Origin of the sequence: Agrococcus jenensis (assembly GCF_003752465.1) — a bacterium.
In the GTDB taxonomy this organism is placed as follows: domain Bacteria; phylum Actinomycetota; class Actinomycetes; order Actinomycetales; family Microbacteriaceae; genus Agrococcus; species Agrococcus jenensis.
Genome location: NZ_RKHJ01000001.1, coordinates 544,958 through 560,535 on the forward strand (window position 1 = coordinate 544,958; position 15,578 = coordinate 560,535).

At 73.0% G+C, this 15,578-nt stretch carries 14 protein-coding genes; 3 read left to right on the top strand and 11 right to left on the bottom strand.

The genetic code is table 11. The features are described 5' to 3' along the window. Positions 1-36 precede the first annotated feature (36 nt). Positions 37-1,059, bottom strand: a complete 1,023-nt coding sequence (locus EDD26_RS02675; RefSeq protein WP_123696289.1) for an agmatine deiminase family protein — start codon at positions 1,057-1,059, stop codon at positions 37-39. Positions 1,060-1,191: 132 nt separating this feature from the next. Here EDD26_RS02675 and EDD26_RS02680 point away from each other — a divergent pair, with 132 nt between their 5' ends. Then, positions 1,192-2,565, top strand: coding sequence for a flavin monoamine oxidase family protein (locus tag EDD26_RS02680; protein ID WP_123696290.1), 1,374 nt, complete (start codon positions 1,192-1,194; stop codon positions 2,563-2,565). 26 nt (positions 2,566-2,591) lie between these two features. On the opposite strand, the gene EDD26_RS02685 is transcribed toward EDD26_RS02680, so the two are convergent. Then, a complete protein-coding gene (locus EDD26_RS02685; RefSeq protein WP_123696291.1) occupies positions 2,592-3,596 on the bottom strand; it encodes a LacI family DNA-binding transcriptional regulator in 1,005 nt (334 codons plus the stop codon). A 91-nt stretch (positions 3,597-3,687) separates the two neighbouring features. Between EDD26_RS02685 and EDD26_RS02690 the strand changes: the two genes are divergently transcribed. Continuing rightward, positions 3,688-5,448: an amidase gene (locus EDD26_RS02690; RefSeq protein WP_123696292.1), complete on the top strand. Its 1,761-nt coding sequence runs from the start codon at positions 3,688-3,690 to the stop codon at positions 5,446-5,448. 6 nt (positions 5,449-5,454) lie between these two features. On the opposite strand, the gene EDD26_RS02695 is transcribed toward EDD26_RS02690, so the two are convergent. Together EDD26_RS02695 and EDD26_RS02700 are read right to left on the bottom strand one after the other, a co-directional pair. Continuing rightward, complete coding sequence (locus EDD26_RS02695) at positions 5,455-6,099, bottom strand: TetR/AcrR family transcriptional regulator (RefSeq protein WP_123696293.1); 645 nt, start codon at positions 6,097-6,099, stop codon at positions 5,455-5,457. 72 nt (positions 6,100-6,171) lie between these two features. Beyond that, positions 6,172-7,815 (bottom strand): APC family permease, encoded by a 1,644-nt coding sequence (locus EDD26_RS02700; RefSeq protein ID WP_123696294.1) that lies wholly within the window; start codon positions 7,813-7,815, stop codon positions 6,172-6,174. A gap of 187 nt (positions 7,816-8,002) precedes the next feature. Here EDD26_RS02700 and EDD26_RS02705 point away from each other — a divergent pair, with 187 nt between their 5' ends. After that, positions 8,003-8,455 (top strand): hypothetical protein, encoded by a 453-nt coding sequence (locus tag EDD26_RS02705; protein WP_123696295.1) that lies wholly within the window; start codon positions 8,003-8,005, stop codon positions 8,453-8,455. Positions 8,456-8,468: 13 nt separating this feature from the next. Here EDD26_RS02705 and EDD26_RS02710 read toward each other — a convergent pair whose 3' ends face one another. From EDD26_RS02710 to EDD26_RS02740, 7 genes are all read right to left on the bottom strand, one after another. Beyond that, positions 8,469-9,197, bottom strand: coding sequence for a cation diffusion facilitator family transporter (locus tag EDD26_RS02710; RefSeq protein ID WP_123696296.1), 729 nt, complete (start codon positions 9,195-9,197; stop codon positions 8,469-8,471). Then, a complete protein-coding gene (cmtR, locus tag EDD26_RS02715) occupies positions 9,194-9,547 on the bottom strand; it encodes a Cd(II)/Pb(II)-sensing metalloregulatory transcriptional regulator CmtR (protein ID WP_123696297.1) in 354 nt (117 codons plus the stop codon). The genes EDD26_RS02710 and cmtR overlap by 4 nt, the downstream gene beginning before the upstream one ends. Positions 9,548-9,645: 98 nt before the next feature. Beyond that, a complete protein-coding gene (locus EDD26_RS02720; RefSeq protein WP_123696298.1) occupies positions 9,646-11,247 on the bottom strand; it encodes an aldehyde dehydrogenase (NADP(+)) in 1,602 nt (533 codons plus the stop codon). Then, the gene (kdgD, locus tag EDD26_RS02725; protein WP_123696299.1) at positions 11,244-12,170 is read right to left on the bottom strand and encodes a 5-dehydro-4-deoxyglucarate dehydratase; all 927 of its coding nucleotides are present in this window, start codon (positions 12,168-12,170) and stop codon (positions 11,244-11,246) included. The genes EDD26_RS02720 and kdgD overlap by 4 nt, the downstream gene beginning before the upstream one ends. A gap of 114 nt (positions 12,171-12,284) precedes the next feature. Further along, complete coding sequence (locus EDD26_RS02730; RefSeq protein WP_123696300.1) at positions 12,285-13,097, bottom strand: NAD-dependent epimerase/dehydratase family protein; 813 nt, start codon at positions 13,095-13,097, stop codon at positions 12,285-12,287. Further along, complete coding sequence (locus tag EDD26_RS02735) at positions 13,094-14,266, bottom strand: enolase C-terminal domain-like protein (RefSeq protein WP_123696301.1); 1,173 nt, start codon at positions 14,264-14,266, stop codon at positions 13,094-13,096. The genes EDD26_RS02730 and EDD26_RS02735 overlap by 4 nt, the downstream gene beginning before the upstream one ends. Next, positions 14,266-15,546 carry an ABC transporter substrate-binding protein gene (locus EDD26_RS02740; protein ID WP_170165507.1) on the bottom strand — a complete coding sequence of 427 codons (1,281 nt, stop codon included), beginning with the start codon at positions 15,544-15,546 and terminating at the stop codon, positions 14,266-14,268. The genes EDD26_RS02735 and EDD26_RS02740 overlap by 1 nt, the downstream gene beginning before the upstream one ends. Positions 15,547-15,578 lie beyond the last annotated feature (32 nt).

A 15,578-nucleotide genomic window follows, 5' to 3' on the forward strand; every position in this document is an offset into this window, starting at 1 on the left:
ATCCGGGGCCATCCTCATGCGGTCATCGCCGCACGGTCAGGCGCGCGGCTGCTGCTGCGTGATGCAGTGGATGCCGCCGCCGCGCGCGAAGATCGGGCGCGCGTCGACCGTGACGACCTCGCGGCCTGGGTAGGCCTGGACGAGAACTGCGCGCGCTCGGGCGTCGGCCTCCGGCTCGCCGAACCCGCAGACGACGACGCCGCCGTTCACCACGGAGTGGTTGACGTAGCTCCAGTCGACGAAGCCCTCGTCGTCGCGCAGCGTCGCGGGCGCCGGGAGCGCGATGACCTCGATCGCGCGCCCGCGGGCGTCGGTGCTCGCCTCGAGCACCGCGCGGATCTCCTGGCTCACGGCGTGGTCGGGATGCGCCGGGTCCTGCTGCTCGTGGAGCAGCACGCGTCCGGGCGACGCGAAGGCGGCGACGATGTCGACGTGCCCGTTGGTGCCGAACTCCTCGTAGTCGCGGGTGAGCCCGCGCGGCAGCCAGATCGCGTGCTCCGCGCCGATCGTGCGCGCGAGCTCCGCCTCAACCCGCGCGCGATCCGCGTGCGGGTTGCGGCGGGGATCGAGCTGCACGGTCTCGGTGAGCAGCACCGTGCCCTCACCGTCGACGTGGATGCCGCCGCCCTCGTTCACGAGCAGCGAGCCGATCCGCTCGGCGCCGGCGAGCGCGCCGACGGTCGTCCCGAGGGCTGCCGAGAGCTGCCACTCGGCCCACGCCGGTGCGCCCCAGCCGTTGAAGATCCAGTCCACGGCGCCGAGCCGGCCGCCCTCGTCGAGCACGAAGGTTGGGCCGACGTCGCGCATCCAGAACTCGTCGAGCGGCGCCTCGACGACCTCGATCGCGCCGTCGAGCATCCGGCGTGCCCGAGCCACCTCGGAGGGGTCGGCGACCATCGTGACCGGCTCGAACCCGGCGACGGCGTTCGCCACCGCAGCCCACGCCTCGTAGCCCTCCTGCCGCTCCTCGGCCGTGGCCCCGAGCGTCACGCCCTCCCTGGGGAACGCCATCCAGGTGCGCTCGTGCTCGGCCGTCTCCGCAGGCATCCGCCATGTCATTGCGATCGTCCCTCTCCACGCCTACTATTGACCAAGCGATCAACAGTTGTAGCGACCGTACTGAGGACGATGGCTCCCGTCAATGCCGACCCGCGCGGCGTCCTCCCACCTGCACGACGAAGGAGACACAGGATGAGCAACCACCAGCTCGACGAGCATCGCGAGTGCGACGTCGTCATCATCGGCGCAGGCGTGGCCGGCCTCTCGGCGGCGACGCGGCTGCGCGAGGCCGGGCACGAGGTCGTCGTGCTCGAGGCCCGCGACCGCGTCGGCGGCAGGCTCTGGACCCGTGAGATCGACGGCGCGATGCTCGAGATCGGCGGCCAGTGGGTCTCCCCTGACCAGTCTGCGCTGCTCGAGACCATCGATGCGCTCGGCCTCGAGACCTTCGCCCGGTACCGCGAGGGCCAGAACGTCTACATCGCCGACGGCGGCGAGCGCGTCGAGTTCCTCGGCGAGCAGCTGCCCGTGCCGGCCGAGACCGAGGCCGAGATGGAGCGCCTGACGGTCGTGCTCGACGAGCTCGCCGCCGCGATGGACCCCGATGCACCGTGGGCGCACCCGCAGGCGCGCGAGCTCGACACCGTGTCGTTCGAGGAGTGGCTCGAGGCGCAGACCGACGACGCGCTCGCCCGCCGCCACATCTCCCTCTTCATCGCCGAGGCGATGCTGACGAAGCCGGCGCACGCCTTCAGCGCGCTGCAGGCGGTGTTCATGGCGGCGTCCGCCGGCTCGTTCTCGAACCTCGTCGACTCGGAGTTCATCCTCGACCGCCGCGTGGTCGGCGGCCTGCAGGGCGTGCCGCTCGCGCTCGCCGCGGCGCTCGGCGACCGCGTCGTGCTCGACGCCCCCGTCCGGCGCATCGACCACGGGGCCGACGGCGTGACGGTCGTCTCCGACCGGGGCACGGTGCGCGGCAAGCGCGTCATCGTGGCGATGCCGCCGAACCTGTTCTCGCGCATCGACTACCAGCCGCCGCTCCCCCGCCGGCAGCACCAGCTGCACCAGCACCTGTCGCTCGGGCTGGTCATCAAGGTGCACGCCGTGTACGACCGGCCGTTCTGGCGCGACAAGGGGCTCTCGGGCACCGCGTTCAGCCCGTACGAGCTCGTGCATGAGGCGTACGACAACTCCAACCACGAGGACGAGAAGGGCACGCTCGTCGGCTTCGTCTCGGACGAGCACGCCGACGAGGTCTTCGCGCTCTCGGCCGAGGAGCGCAAGCAGCGCATCCTCACGAGCCTCGTGCACTACTTCGGCGACGAGGCGGGCGAGCCGATCGTCTACTTCGAGAGCGACTGGGGCACGGAGGAGTGGACGCGCGGCGCCTACGCCGCCTCGTACGACCTCGGTGGCCTGACGCGGTACGGCGCGGATCAGCGGACGCCCGTCGGGCCCATCCACTGGGCGTGCAGCGACTTCGCCGGGCACGGCTTCCAGCACGTCGACGGCGGCATCCGCTCGGGCTGGGCAGCGGCGAAGGACGTGATCGCAGCACTGGCCTAGCAGCACGCGATCGGAGGCCGGCGGCGCTACGGGCGCGGCCGGCCTTCGCGCGTGCTGGCCCGGGCGACGAGCGTCGGGCGCAGCGTGCGCAGCGCCGCGCCGGGCTCCGCACCGCTGAGCGCATCGATGAGCTCGGCCGCGCACCGAGCGCCGTGCTCCCGCTCGTGCAGGTCGAGCGCGGTCACCTGCGGCGTCAGCAGCGAGAGCGCCGGCTCGTCGACGTAGGCCGCGAGCAGCAGGTCGACCCCGACCCGGCGCCCGTCGCGCGCCGCGGCGGCCGCGACCGGGCCGGCGGTGCCGCTCGGCACGGTGAGGATCGCGTCGACCGCCGCGTCCTCGAGCAGCCTGCGCGTCGCCGCCTCCACCTCCCGGGCGTCGGGCTCGAAGCCGATGGTCGTCATGAGCGCCGGGAGGCCGCGCTCCGCGCACCAGGCTCGGTGCGCCTCCGCCACCTCTGCACCCCACGCCGTGTCGGCCGGTGGCAGCAGGGCGGCGATCCGGGCGGCGCCCGCCGCAGACAGGTGGTCGAGCAGCTCGACCGTCGCGGAGGCGTGGTCGGCGGTGACGCTCGCGACGAGCGACGGCACCGCGCGAGCGACACGCTCCCCGCTCACGACGGGCCTGCCGTCGTCGAGCAGCGCATCGACCGCCGCATCGCCGGCGGCGGCGTCGATGATGACGAACCCGTCGACGTGCGCGGCAGCCGGCGCGTCGGCGGCGGGACGCGGGAGCAGGATGACCGACCACCCGCGCGCGTGAGCGGCGTCGACGACCCCGAACGCGAACTCGGCGTAGTACGGCGAGGTGCCGCCGGTGCTCGGCAGCAGCAGCCCCATCGTCCGGTAGCTCGCGGTGCGGAGGCTCCGCGCGCTCGCGTTGGGCTCGTACCGCAGCTCGCGCGCGGCCTCGAGCACGCGCTCGCGCGTCGCGTCCGAGACGCCGGGCAGGCCGCGCAGCGCCATCGAGGCCGCGGCGACCGACACGCCCGTCGCCGCGGCGACGTCGCGGAGCGTCGGGCGGGCGGTGGTCACGCGTCGAGGCTAACCCACCGGCGGGACCCTTGCGCCGCCCGCGCTTAATCGTTTAAGGTGTCGACGACACCGCCGTCAGGAAGGTCCCGCCATGCTCGCTCATCCCGACTCCGACTCCCCCTCGTCCACCCGCGCGGTCGAGGTGCACGAGGCATCCATCGCGCAGCTGCGCGACTGGCTGGCATCCGGCGCGACCACGAGCGTCGACCTCGTGGAGGCATACCTCGCGCGCATCGCGGCCTTCGACGAGCCCGGCAGCGCGACGGCGCTCAACGCGGTCGTCGTCCGCAACGAGCGGGCGCTCGACGAGGCGGCCGACGCCGATCGCCGCCGGGCGTCCGGCCGCACGCTCGGGCCGCTCGACGGCATCCCCTACACCGCCAAGGACAGCTTCCTCGTGCGCGGGCTCACCGCCGCAGCCGGCAGCCCGGCCTTCGCCGACCTGGTCGCGCAGCGCGACGCGGCGACGATCGAGCGCCTGCGCGCGGCGGGCGCCATCTGCCTCGGCCTCACGAACATGCCGCCGATGGCGAACGGCGGCATGCAGCGCGGGGTCTACGGCCGAGCGGAGAGCCCCTACTCCGCGGCATACCTGACCTCGGCGTTCGCCTCCGGATCGTCGAACGGCTCGGGCACGGCGACGGCCGCGAGCCTCGCGGCCTTCGGGCTCGGCGAGGAGACCTGGTCGAGCGGTCGCGCCCCCGCCTCGTGCAACGCGCTGTGCGCCTACACGCCCTCCCGCGGCGTCATCTCGGTGCGCGGCAACTGGCCGCTCGTGCCCACGATGGACGTCGTGGTGCCGCACGCGCGCACCATGGCCGACCTGCTCGAGATCCTCGACGTGATCGTCGCCGACGACCCGGATGCTCGGGGCGACTTCTGGCGAGGGCAGCCCTGGGTGCCGATCCCGTCGGCCTCGACCGTGCGGCCCGACTCCTACCCGGCGCTCGCACCCGTCGACGCCGACGCCGCGCGGGCCGCCCTCGAGGGCAAGCGCTTCGGCGTGCCCCGCATGTACCTCGGCACCGACCCGGATGCCGGCGTCGGCGCCACCGGCATCGGCGGCCCGACCGGGCAGCGCATCGAGCCGCGCGCGAGCGTGCTCGCGCTCTGGGAGGCTGCCCGCCGCGACCTCGAGGCGGCCGGCGCGGAGGTCGTGGACGTCGACTTCCCGCTCGTCACGAACTACGAGGGCGACCGCGCCGGCGCTCCCACGATCGCCACCCGCGGGCTCGTCTCCGAGGCGTTCCTGCGGCGCGAGATCCTCGACCTCTCGGCCTGGGCGTGGCAGGACTTCCTCGCCGCGAACGCCGACCCCGCCCTCGACAGGCTCGCCGACGTCGACGGCGCCGCGATCTTCCCGCATCCTGAGGGTGCGCTCCCCGACCGCTACGAGGGCTTCGACGACGACATCGCCGACTACCCGCGGCACGTGCGCGACCACCCGGTCGGGTCGTTCGTCGAGATCCCCGAGCTCGAGCAGGGAGTGCGGGGGCTCGAGGAGACGCGCCGGATCGACCTCGAGGCGTGGATGGACGAGCTCGGGCTCGACGCGGTGGTCTTCCCCGCGATGGCGGATGTCGGGCCCGCCGATGCCGACGTCGACCAGGCCTCTGCGGCGCTCGCGTGGCGCAACGGGGTTTGGGTCGCGAACGGCAACCTCGCCATCCGCCACCTCGGCGTGCCGACCGTCACCGTGCCGATGGGGACGATGGCCGACATCGGGATGCCCGTCGGCCTCACCTTCGCCGGCCGCGGCTGGGACGACGAGGCACTGCTCCGCGTCGCAGCCGCGTTCGAGGCGACCGGCGATCGCCGGACCGCGCCGCCCCGGACGCCCGCCCTCGGCTGAGGGCGCTCAGGCGCGAGCGCTCGCGCCGTCGGCCGCCGCCTCGAGCGCGCCCGGCGCGAGGCCGAGCAGCCCCTCGGCCGCCCGCTTCGTGATCGCGCCCTGCGCGGCGCCGGCGCCCCAGTGGACCAGCTCGTGCGCGTTGAGGCCGTCGATCATCGCGAGCAGGTGCAGGGCAGTGCCGTCGACGTCGTCGCACCGCAGTGCGCCGGCCTCCGCACCCGCGGTGATCGCGTCGCGGATGATCGACAGCCACTCGTCCATCCGCAGCCGCACGGCCGCGGCCAGCGCGGCGTTGTGCCGGCCGAGCGACCACGCCTGCACCCACAGCGACGTGACGTCCTGCCGCTGCGGGTCGAGCGCCGCGTCGATGAGCACGACGAGCCCCGCGGTCGCACTCGGCTCGGCCGCGACGAGCTCGCGCACCTCGCCGATCTCCTCCGCGACGATCTCCGAGAAGGTGTCGGCGACGAGGGCGTCCATGCTCTCGACGTAGTGCGCGACGAGCGCCGACGCCATCGAGGCGCGGCCTGCGACGGCCCGCTGGGTCACGGCGTCGAGGCCCTCCTCGAGCGCGATCGCACGAGCGGTCGCCGCGATCTCGGCTCGCCGGTCATCAGGCGACTTCCGGGTGCGTCGCGGCTTCGTCTCCATGCTCCCCATCCTCCCGCAGACGACGACGCTCCGGGCCGAGGCGCAGCCTCGAGCCCGGAGCACCGTGCGGCGTCAGACGCGCGCCATCGGCTCGTCGTCGCCGGCCGCGGTGCCGGCGCCCTGCGCGTCGAGCACCGCGGTGTCGGGCGCATCCGGGTCGTCCACCGCGACCGGCAGCACTTCGCCGCGGAAGAAGGCGGGCGCGCGCCGGGCCTGGAGCAGCATGAGCACGACGCCGAGCACGAGGATGCCGATGCTCGCCACGAAGACGAGGCCGACGCCGTCCTGCGCCATGCCGTCGGCATCCCAGCGCGTGGCGAAGATCGCCGAGCCGGAGCCGTACGCGGGGTCGATCGAGTCGATCGCCGTCTTGCAGAAGAGCGCGAGCAGGGCGACGCCGCCGAGCAGCGGCAGCACCAGGCGCGTGAGCGCGCTCCGGACGCTGCGGAACCAGGAGCGGCGGAAGAACCAGACCGCGGCGAGGCCCGTGATGCCGTAGTAGAAGCAGACCATCATGCCGAGCGCGCTGATCGTGTCCCAGAGCGCGTTCTCGGAGAGCACCTTCATGACGGCGTAGAGCGCCATCGCGGTGATCGCCGATGCGAGGGTCGCGACCGACGGCGAGCGGAAGCGCGAGCTCACCGTGCTGAAGGTGCGCGGCATCGCGCCGTAGTGGCCCATCGCCAGGATGGTGCGCGAGGGCGAGATCATCGTCGACTGCAGCGAGGCGGCGGAGCTCAGCAGGATCGCGATCGAGATGAGGATCGCGAACGGGCCCATGATCGGCTCCGCGAGCACCGCGAAGATCGACTCCTGGTTCTCCGGGTTGCCCGCCCCGAGCCCGGTCTCGCCGACGCCGGCGTAGGCGAGCGTGGCGATGGTGACGAGCAGGTAGAGCGCCATGGTGACGACGATGGTGACGATGGCGGCGCGACCCGGCGTGCGCTTCGGGTCCTTCGCCTCCTCGTTCATGGTGACGACCGTGTCCCAGCCCCAGAAGAGGAAGATCGCGAGCGAGACGCCGGCCGACATGGCCGAGAGGCTCGACGCCGCGAGCGGGTTGAACCAGTCAGCGGTGACCGGCTGCGGGTCGAACCCGTTGCCCTGCCCGACCGCGACGAACGCCGCGATCGCGTACCAGACGAGCGCGCCGACCTGGAAGACGACCAGGCCGATCTGCACCTTCTTGGTCGCGTCGACGCCGCGGTAGCTGATCCACGCGGCGCCCGCGACGAACAGGCCGGTGATGAGGAGGTTGAGCCAGAGGATGCCGGTGAGGTCGGCGAGCGAGTCGTCGCCCGTGACCTGGGCGAGCAGGATGAAGAGGAAGTCGACGGCGACGGCGGCCAGGTTCGACAGCACCAGGATCGTCGACGCGACGAGCCCCCAGCCGGCCATCCAGCCGATCCACGGGCCGAACGCGCGGGTCGCCCAGGTGAAGCTCGTGCCCGAGTCGGGCATCGCGGCGTTGAGCTCGCGGTAGCCGAACAGCACGAAGAGCATCGGCACGAACCCGATGAGCAGCACCGCGGGCACCTGCAGACCGACCTCGGCGACGACCGGCCCGAGCCCGGAGGTCAGCGTGTATGCGGGGGCGACCGCAGAGACGCCGATGATGGCGCCGCCGATGACGCCGACCTTCCCGATGCCCAGTCCCTTGCGCGTGACGCCGCCCTTCGGGGCGGCCTCAGCCGTGCGCTCGATCGATCTCGTCATGGAGGCTCCTTCGCCTGCTCGTCGCCCGCGCCTCAGCGCAGCGGGCGCTCGCGCAATTGTTGACCATGTGGTCGACAAGCGCAAGCCGAGCTCGCCGTTGAAGAGAGGCAGCGCGCCATGCGAGGATCCACCCGGAGCGACGAGCATCAGCGCGGCCGCCCGAGCCCGCTCGCACGAAAGGCCGCCCATGCGCCGCACCCTCGCCTCGCTCACCGTCGCCGCCGCAGCCGCGATCGCCCTCACCGGCTGCGTGATCGCGCCGCCGATCCTCGACCCCTACGGCTTCGGCTTCGCGGGTGGGTACGGCCCCTACGATCCGGCCGCCGAGGACTTCGACCCGGCTGCCGAGGAGCAGTGGCAGGCCGAGAACCGCGCCATGGAGCTCGACTTCGCCGAGGAGGTCGCGCAGGAGCTGCACGAGGTCGGCTCAGCGCTGCCGCCTGCCGAGGGCGAGTCGCTCGAGGAGTTCCGGCACCTCGCGATCGGCGTGGGCTACGAGTGGTGCGACCTCCTCTACGTCGACGAGGAGCGGATCGGCGACGCCGACGAGCACGCCGCGCAGGCGCAGCGCTACGGCTGGACCACGGAGGAGTACCGCGTCGTCGTCGAGGAGGCGGAGGGCTGGCTCTGCGGGTACTGACGCGCGCCGGGACTCACCTGGACGGCTCGACCACGCACGATCCGCAGCAGGCGCCGGACGACTCCTCCGAGCGCTCCCGCTGCGCCTCGACGCCGTGGTCATGCGCGTGCTCGTGCTCGCCGAACGACGGGGCGCAGCACAGGTCACCGCGCCACGCCTCGATGCCCTCGCGGATCGCCAGTCCGGCGACGACGAGCGCCGCGACCGAATCGGCCCACCACCAGCCGAGCAGCGAGTTGGCGAGCAGCCCGAGCAGCACGGCCGCGGAGAGGTAGGTGCACACGAGCAGCTGCTTGGCGTCCGCCTGCACGCTCGCGGAGCGGAGCTCCTTGCCCGTGCGCGTCTCGAGCCAGGCGAGCGCCGGCATGATGACGACGCTGAGCGCCGCGATCGCGATGCCGACCGGGCTGTGCTCCGGTTCCGTCACGCCCACCAGCGCCAGGACGGCGTCGACGGAGACGTACGCCGCGAGCGCGAAGAACGCGATGGCGACGACCCTCACCGTGATGCGCTCCCACCGCTCGGGATCCTTGCGGGTGAACTGCCACGCCACCGCAGCAGCCGACAGCACCTCGATGATCGAGTCGAGGCCGAACCCGATGAGCGCTGCCGACGACGCGACCGATCCGGCCCAGATCGCGATGACGGCCTCGATGACGTTGTACGAGATCGTGAAGCCGACGATCCAGCGCACGCGACGGCGCAGCCGCGCCCGGCGCTCCTCGGACAGCGTCGCGGTCATGCCGAGTCCTCGCAGCAGCCCGGCACCTGGCAGCCGGAGCTCATGCACGGGGCACCCTCGTCGACGGCGAGCGTGACCGCCAGCAGGGAGTCGATCGCTCGCGCGATGTGCGGGTCCGCGATCTCGTAGCGCGTCTGCCTGCCCTCGGGCTCGGCGACGACGATGCCGCAGTCCCGCAGGCACGCCAGGTGGTTCGACACGTTGGTCCGGGAGAGCTCGAGCTCGCGCGCGAGCACAGCCGGGTAGCCCGGCTGCTCGAGGAGCTGGAGCAGGATGCGTGCGCGCGTGGGATCCGCCATCGCACGCCCCAGGCGATGCATCACGTCGAGCCGAGTGGCAATGGTCAGCATGTGATGACCATACAGTGAGCGCTGACCTGTGCGCGAGGAGGCGCGGATCCGGTGCGACCGCAGCACGACCACCTCGACACCGGGCCGCGCCCCTCGCGTCAGGGCAGCACGACCGCGCCGTCGACGAGCCTCGGCACGGCCGCGACGGCGACATCGCGGAGCGCCTCGGGCAGCAGCGACTCGGGCACGTCCTGGTAGGCCACGGCACGCTGGAAGCGCTCGATGGCGAGGGTGCCGACCGACGTGGACCGGCCGTCTGAGGTGGCCGGGAACGGCCCTCCGTGCACGATCGCGTGACCGACCTCGACGCCGGTGGGCCAGCCGTTCACCACGATGCGGCCCGCGAGCTCCTCGAGCGCCTCGATGAGCTGGGCCCCGAGCGCACGCTCGGCGTCCGGTGCTGTGGCGAGGTCGATGTGGACGGTGGCCGTGAGCTGTCCCTCGAGCGCCTGCAGCGCGCGGAGGAGCCCGTCGGCGTCCCCGTAGCGCAGCACGAGCCCGCTCGCGCCGAACACCTCGTCGGCGAGCGCCGGCTCGGTGAGCAGCTCGGCGGCCGATGCCTCCATCAGGCTCGCCGCCGGCGCTCGCTCGCCCTCGGAGCCCTCGGCGACGCGCACGGCGCGGCCCGCGAGCGCGTCGCGCCCGGCGACGTACGCGTCGCGGATGCCGTCGGTGAGCATGACCTGCCCGTCGCGCCCACGGATGGCCTCGGCGGCAGCGGAGACGAACGCCTCCCCCGCCTCGCCCACCGGCACGAGCACCAGGCCGGGGTTCGTGCAGAACTGGCCGGCGCCGAGCAGCAGCGAGTCGACGAAGGCGCGGCCTCGCTCGGCGGTCGCGGCGGAGGGCAGCACGATGACCGGGTTCACGCTGCTCATCTCGGCGTAGACCGGGATCGGCACGGGCCGGGTGCGTGCTGCTTCCATGAGCGCGAGACCCCCGGAGCGCGAGCCGGTGAAGCCGACCGCCCGCACCCGCGGGTCCTCGACGAGCGCCGTGCCGACCTCTCGCCCTGAGCCGAGGAGCGCCTGGTAGGTGCCGGCCGGAAGCCCGAGGTCGCGCACCGCGGCGGCGATCACCGCGGAGACGAGCTCCGCGACGCCCGGATGCGCCTGGTGCGACTTGACGATCACCGGGCATCCCGCCGCGAGCGCGGAGGCGACGTCGCTACCGGCGTTCGAGAACGCGAAGGGGAAGTTGCTGGCGCCGAAGACGACCACCGGCCCGAGGGGCAGGCGCCGCTGCCGCAGCTCGGGCCGAGGCGCGGGCGCGCGGTCGGGCTGCGCCGGGTCGATGCGCACGCCCTCTGAGAGCCCCGAGTCGACGAGCGCAGCGAAGAGGCGCAGCTGTCCGCTGGTCCTGGCGACCTCGCCGACGAGCCTCGGCTGCGGCAGCCCCGTCTCGAGCGCGGCGCGCGCGACGAGCTCCTCGGCGCGGGCGTCGAGCCCATCGGCGATGGCGCGCAGCAGCGCGCTGCGGGTCGCTCGCGGTGCCGCGCGCAGCACCGGCGCGGCGTCGGCTGCAGCGGCGGCGGCGTCGGCCGCATCGGCGCGGGTCGCCAGGCCGAAGGCGGGCTCGAGCGGAGCACCCGTGGCGGCGGCGATGCCACGGACGACGCCCGCGCTCCCCTGCCGGCGCTCCCCCGCGACGAACAGGTCACCCGTGAGCGACACTGGCTGCTCCACCTGCACGATGCTCATGCGACGACCGGCTGGGCGACGCGGGCGATGAGCGCGGCGAGGTCCTGCCGCTCGTCGGGGCGCAGCTCGGACAGGGGCGGGCGCACGGGGCCGCCGTAGCGACCGATCGCGTCGACGCCTGCCTTCACGATCGAGACGGCGTAGCCCCTGCCGCGGTCGCGGATCTCGAGATAGGGCAGCACGAACTCCTTCAGCCGGCGCGTGACGGCTGCGCGGTCGTGAGCCCGCACGTCGGCGTAGAACGCGGTCGCGAACTCGGGCACGAAGTTGAACATGGCCGACGAGTAGGTCGTCACCCCGAGCTCCAGGTACGGCAGCGCGAAGGTCTCGGCGGTCGGCAGACCGCCGACGTACAGCAGGCGGTCGCCGACGGTCGCGACGATCCGCGTCATCCGCTCGAGGTCGCCGATGCCGTCCTTGTAGCCGATGAGGTTGGGGCACTCGTCCGCCAGGCGCTCCAGGGTGTCGGGCTCCAGCACCGCGTTCGCGCGGCCGTAGACGATCACGGGGAGGCGCGTGCTCGACGCGACCGCGCGGATGTGGTCGCGGAGGCCCTCCTGCGATGCCTCGGTCAGGTACGGCGGGAAGAGCAGCAGGCCCGCCGCACCGGCGTCCTCCGCGATCCGGGCGTGCTGCTGCGCGCTGCGGGTCGAGCCGCCCGCCGGGGCGAGGATCGGCACGGCACCGCCCGATGCGTCGAGCGCGAGGCGGATGGTGTCGGCCACCTCGTCGGGCGTGAGCGAGAAGAACTCGCCCGTGCCGCCGGCCGCGAACAGGCCGCTGACGTCGTGCTGCGACAGCCACGCGACATGCTCGCGGTAGTGCTCGGCGTCGAGGTCGCCCGCGGCGTCGAAGGTGGTGATGGGGAACGAGAGCAGCCCGTCGCCGAGCCTGCTCGCCAGTTCCTGGTGCGATGCGTGCATCCTGTTGCTCCTCACTTGCCGCTGAGCGGCTGTCGCCACGCTATGGCGGCGCTTTCATGCGTGTCCAGAATCGATTGGGTCTCGTCGGATGCGTCTAGAGCATCGTTCACGTCGTCATCGGACGGCCGAGGCCTCCCCGAGCGGCATGCTCACGAAGTGCGCGCCGAGCGGCTCATCCGGATCGACCCCAGGAGACTCCGGGAACCGGTCGGCGTAGCGCTCGGAGTCGTCGACCGCGGTGAAGCCGATGCGTCGACCGCCTTCCCGCGAGCACCAGCTGCGCGTGTTCGCCGAGACGCCCCAGACCACCTGGAACGGCTCGATGTCGTGCTCGAGACTCGCCTGCACGAGCGCGCGGGTGTCCACCGGTGAGAGCCAGACGGGCAGCCTCGAGCCGGTCCGCGGCTCCGGGAAGCAGTGGCCGATGCGCAGCGCGACGCCGCGCATCCGCCCCCGCTCGCAGTAGAGGCGCACGAGCGCCTCGCCTGCGGCCTTGCTCCAGCCGTAGTACGTGTCCGGGCGGGGCGGCGCATCGTCGGCGAGCAGGCCGCCGGCATCGCGCGGCGTGTACCAGCCGACCGCGTGGTTGCTCGAGGCGTACACGAAGCGGCCGACGCCCCGCTCGGACGCCGCGTCGAGCACGGTGCGGGTCCCCGTCACGTTGACGTCGAGGATCCTCTCCCACTCGTCCTCCGTGCTCACCGCTCCGAGGTGGACGACGTCGGTCGCGTCCCGCATGGCGTGCTCCACCGCGTCCCGGTCGGTGAGGCTGCCGAGCACCTGCTCGACGTCTGCCCGCGACGCGAACGCCTCCGGCAGCGGCAGCGGGTCCAGCACGACGGCGCGCCAGCCCTCGCGCTCCGGCCGGTCGAGCAGCACCTGCCCGATCGTGCCTGCGCCGCCCGTGATCATGACCACCCGACTCATCGCGACACCTCCACGCGCTCGAGGGTGTGCGCGGCGATGTGCGCCATGTCGAGCTCGACGCCGATCCCCGGTCGCTCCGGCAGCGTCACCCAGCCGTCGTCGTCGAGCGGATCGACGAGGGAGGCGAGGTGCGGCGGCAGCCAGTCGTAGTCGGCGTGCGGGTGGAGCAGGCCGCGCTCGTAGAGCTGCGACGTGAACGTCGCTCCGACGACCGCGAGGCTCGCGGCCCCGTTGCCGTGGATCTCGCACGTCATGCCCACGCTCTCTGCCAGGTGGAGCGCCTTGATGGTGGAGGTGATGCCGCCGCCGTTCTGCGGGCCGATGCGCAGGATGTCGACCGCGCCGGCCAGCACCCAGTCGCCGCGCGCGAGGTTGCGGCCGGCGATCGTCTCGGGACCGATGACGGGGATGTCGAGCTGCTCGCTGAGCCACCGGTAGGCGTTGATGGAGGTCTCCTCCATCGGCTCCTCGAACCAGCGGAACCCGAGCTCCTGGATGCCGCGGCCGACCGCGAGCGCCTGCTGGCGGTCGTACCAGTGGTAGCCGTCGAGCATGAGGTCGATGTCGGGCCCCACCGCCTGCCGCACCGCGGCGCACGCCTCCAGGTCACGCTCGACGCTCGGCGCGAACGACACCGGGGGGAACCAGGTGTGCAGCTTGATCGCCCGGTAGCCCTGCTCGACGAGCGCCACCGCGAAGGCCGCGAAGTCGGCGGGCGTCGCGAGGCCTCCCGGCGTCTCGTCGCCGCACATCGTGCTCGCGTAGGCCTGCACGCGAGGACGAGCACCGCCGAGGAGCCGCCACACCGGTTCGCCGGCACGGTGGCCGATCAGGTCCCACAGCGCCTCGTCGACCACCGCCAGCCGCCGCTCGGCGATGTCGACCGGGTTGCCACGCTGCGCGATCGTGAGCTGCCGCTGCAGCGCCTCGACGGCGACCGCCGGCTTGCCGAGCAGGGGGCGGAGCATCGACTCCACGATCGCGTCGGGTCGCGCGTTGCGCACGTGCGTCACCACCCGCCCCTCGACGCCGTCCGAGTCGCGCACGGTCAGCAGCGCCTCGGTCGCCGGCGCGGCCGGCCCCGGGTGCCGGTGCCCGTTCACGTCGCGGATCGACCTGGTCTCGGTCTCGAAGACCGCGATCTCGAACGACTCGATGGTCGCCGGCATCAGCCCTGCTCCAGGTAGGCCTGCTGCGCCTCCGTCATCTTGTCGGCCCACAGCGTCAGGAAGTCCGCGGGGGCCAGCTCGCCGAGCAGCACGCGCTGCAGCTCGGGCTCGAGCTCGTTGCGCATGATCGTGCCGTAGTCCGGCAGGTGCGTGGGAGCGGACAGGATCGTGACGCTGTCGCCCTCGATCCAGTCGCTCGCGGCGCTCACCGACTGCGAGGCGGTGAGCCAGTCGGCGCTGCGCGACTCGAGGTTCGACGGGATCTGCCCGATCGTCTCGTTCAGCGCGCCGTTCGACGACTCGCTGAGCATGAACTGCAGGAACGCCCACGCCTCCTCCGGGTGCTCCGACTGCTCGTAGATCGCGAACGACGGGATGGGGTCGGCGATCACCACGCGGCTGCCGTCCGAGCTCTCGGGGAGCGGCACGGCGGCGAACTGGCCCGGCAGCGCGGCCTCGTGCTCGGGGTACGAGCCGAGGTTGTGCTGCAGCGTCGCGGCCGAGCCGGAGCCGAAGGCCGCGACCATCTCCGGGTACCCGTACCCGAGGTCGGCCTGGCTCGTCGCCGTGTCGTACAGCCCGACGTACTGCTCGAACGCCTCGACGTTCGCCGGGTCGTCGATGGTGGAGACGCCCTGCTCGTCGAAGAGCGTCTCGACGCCCGACTGCGCGTACATCGCCTGCAGGAACTGGAAGACACCGCCCGCGCCGCCGCGCATCGCGAAGCCGTACTGGCCGGCGTCCGCGTCGGTGAGCTCCGCGGCGCCGGCGTAGAAGTCGTCCCACGTGGCAGGACCGTCGGGATAGCCGGCGTCCGACCAGAGGTCGGTCCGGTACCAGAAGAGCCCGTTCGTGAGCGTGTACGGCAGCGCGTAGAGCCCGCCGTCCCGCGCGTCCTGCCGCATCACGTCGATGAGGGCGGGGTCGATCTGCTCGGCGAGCGGCGAGCCCGCGAACTGCTCGTCGAGCGGCAGCAGCGCCTCCTGCGCGGTGAGGGGTGCCAGGAAGGTGCCGCTCAGCGACGAGATGTCGGGCGCCTCGCCAGAGGCCAGGCTCGTCTGGATCTTCTCGAAGGCAGAGTCCGACGGCAGGGTCAGGAAGTCGACCGTGATGCCCTCGTTCGCCGCCTCGAACTCCTCGATGAGGGCCTCGTAGGTCTCGGCTCGGGTCGGGTTGCCGCTGTGGTCCCAGAAGGTCAGCGTGACCGGGCCGTCTTCGCCGGCCGCGGCCGAGCATCCGACCAGGCCGCCCACGAGCGCCGCCGTCGCACTGGCCGCCACTGCAGCCCTCCACGTTCGCTGTCGCATGTCAG

Coding starts and splice junctions, on each gene's coding strand:
- EDD26_RS02675 (WP_123696289.1), bottom strand. CDS start 1,059: ATGACATGGCGGATGCCTGCGGAGACGGCCGAGCACGAGCGCACCTGG.
- EDD26_RS02680 (WP_123696290.1), top strand. CDS start 1,192: ATGAGCAACCACCAGCTCGACGAGCATCGCGAGTGCGACGTCGTCATC.
- EDD26_RS02690 (WP_123696292.1), top strand. CDS start 3,688: ATGCTCGCTCATCCCGACTCCGACTCCCCCTCGTCCACCCGCGCGGTC.
- EDD26_RS02695 (WP_123696293.1), bottom strand. CDS start 6,099: ATGGAGACGAAGCCGCGACGCACCCGGAAGTCGCCTGATGACCGGCGA.
- EDD26_RS02700 (WP_123696294.1), bottom strand. CDS start 7,815: ATGACGAGATCGATCGAGCGCACGGCTGAGGCCGCCCCGAAGGGCGGC.
- EDD26_RS02705 (WP_123696295.1), top strand. CDS start 8,003: ATGCGCCGCACCCTCGCCTCGCTCACCGTCGCCGCCGCAGCCGCGATC.
- EDD26_RS02710 (WP_123696296.1), bottom strand. CDS start 9,197: ATGACCGCGACGCTGTCCGAGGAGCGCCGGGCGCGGCTGCGCCGTCGC.
- cmtR (WP_123696297.1), bottom strand. CDS start 9,547: ATGCTGACCATTGCCACTCGGCTCGACGTGATGCATCGCCTGGGGCGT.
- EDD26_RS02720 (WP_123696298.1), bottom strand. CDS start 11,247: ATGAGCATCGTGCAGGTGGAGCAGCCAGTGTCGCTCACGGGTGACCTG.
- kdgD (WP_123696299.1), bottom strand. CDS start 12,170: ATGCACGCATCGCACCAGGAACTGGCGAGCAGGCTCGGCGACGGGCTG.
- EDD26_RS02730 (WP_123696300.1), bottom strand. CDS start 13,097: ATGAGTCGGGTGGTCATGATCACGGGCGGCGCAGGCACGATCGGGCAG.
- EDD26_RS02735 (WP_123696301.1), bottom strand. CDS start 14,266: ATGCCGGCGACCATCGAGTCGTTCGAGATCGCGGTCTTCGAGACCGAG.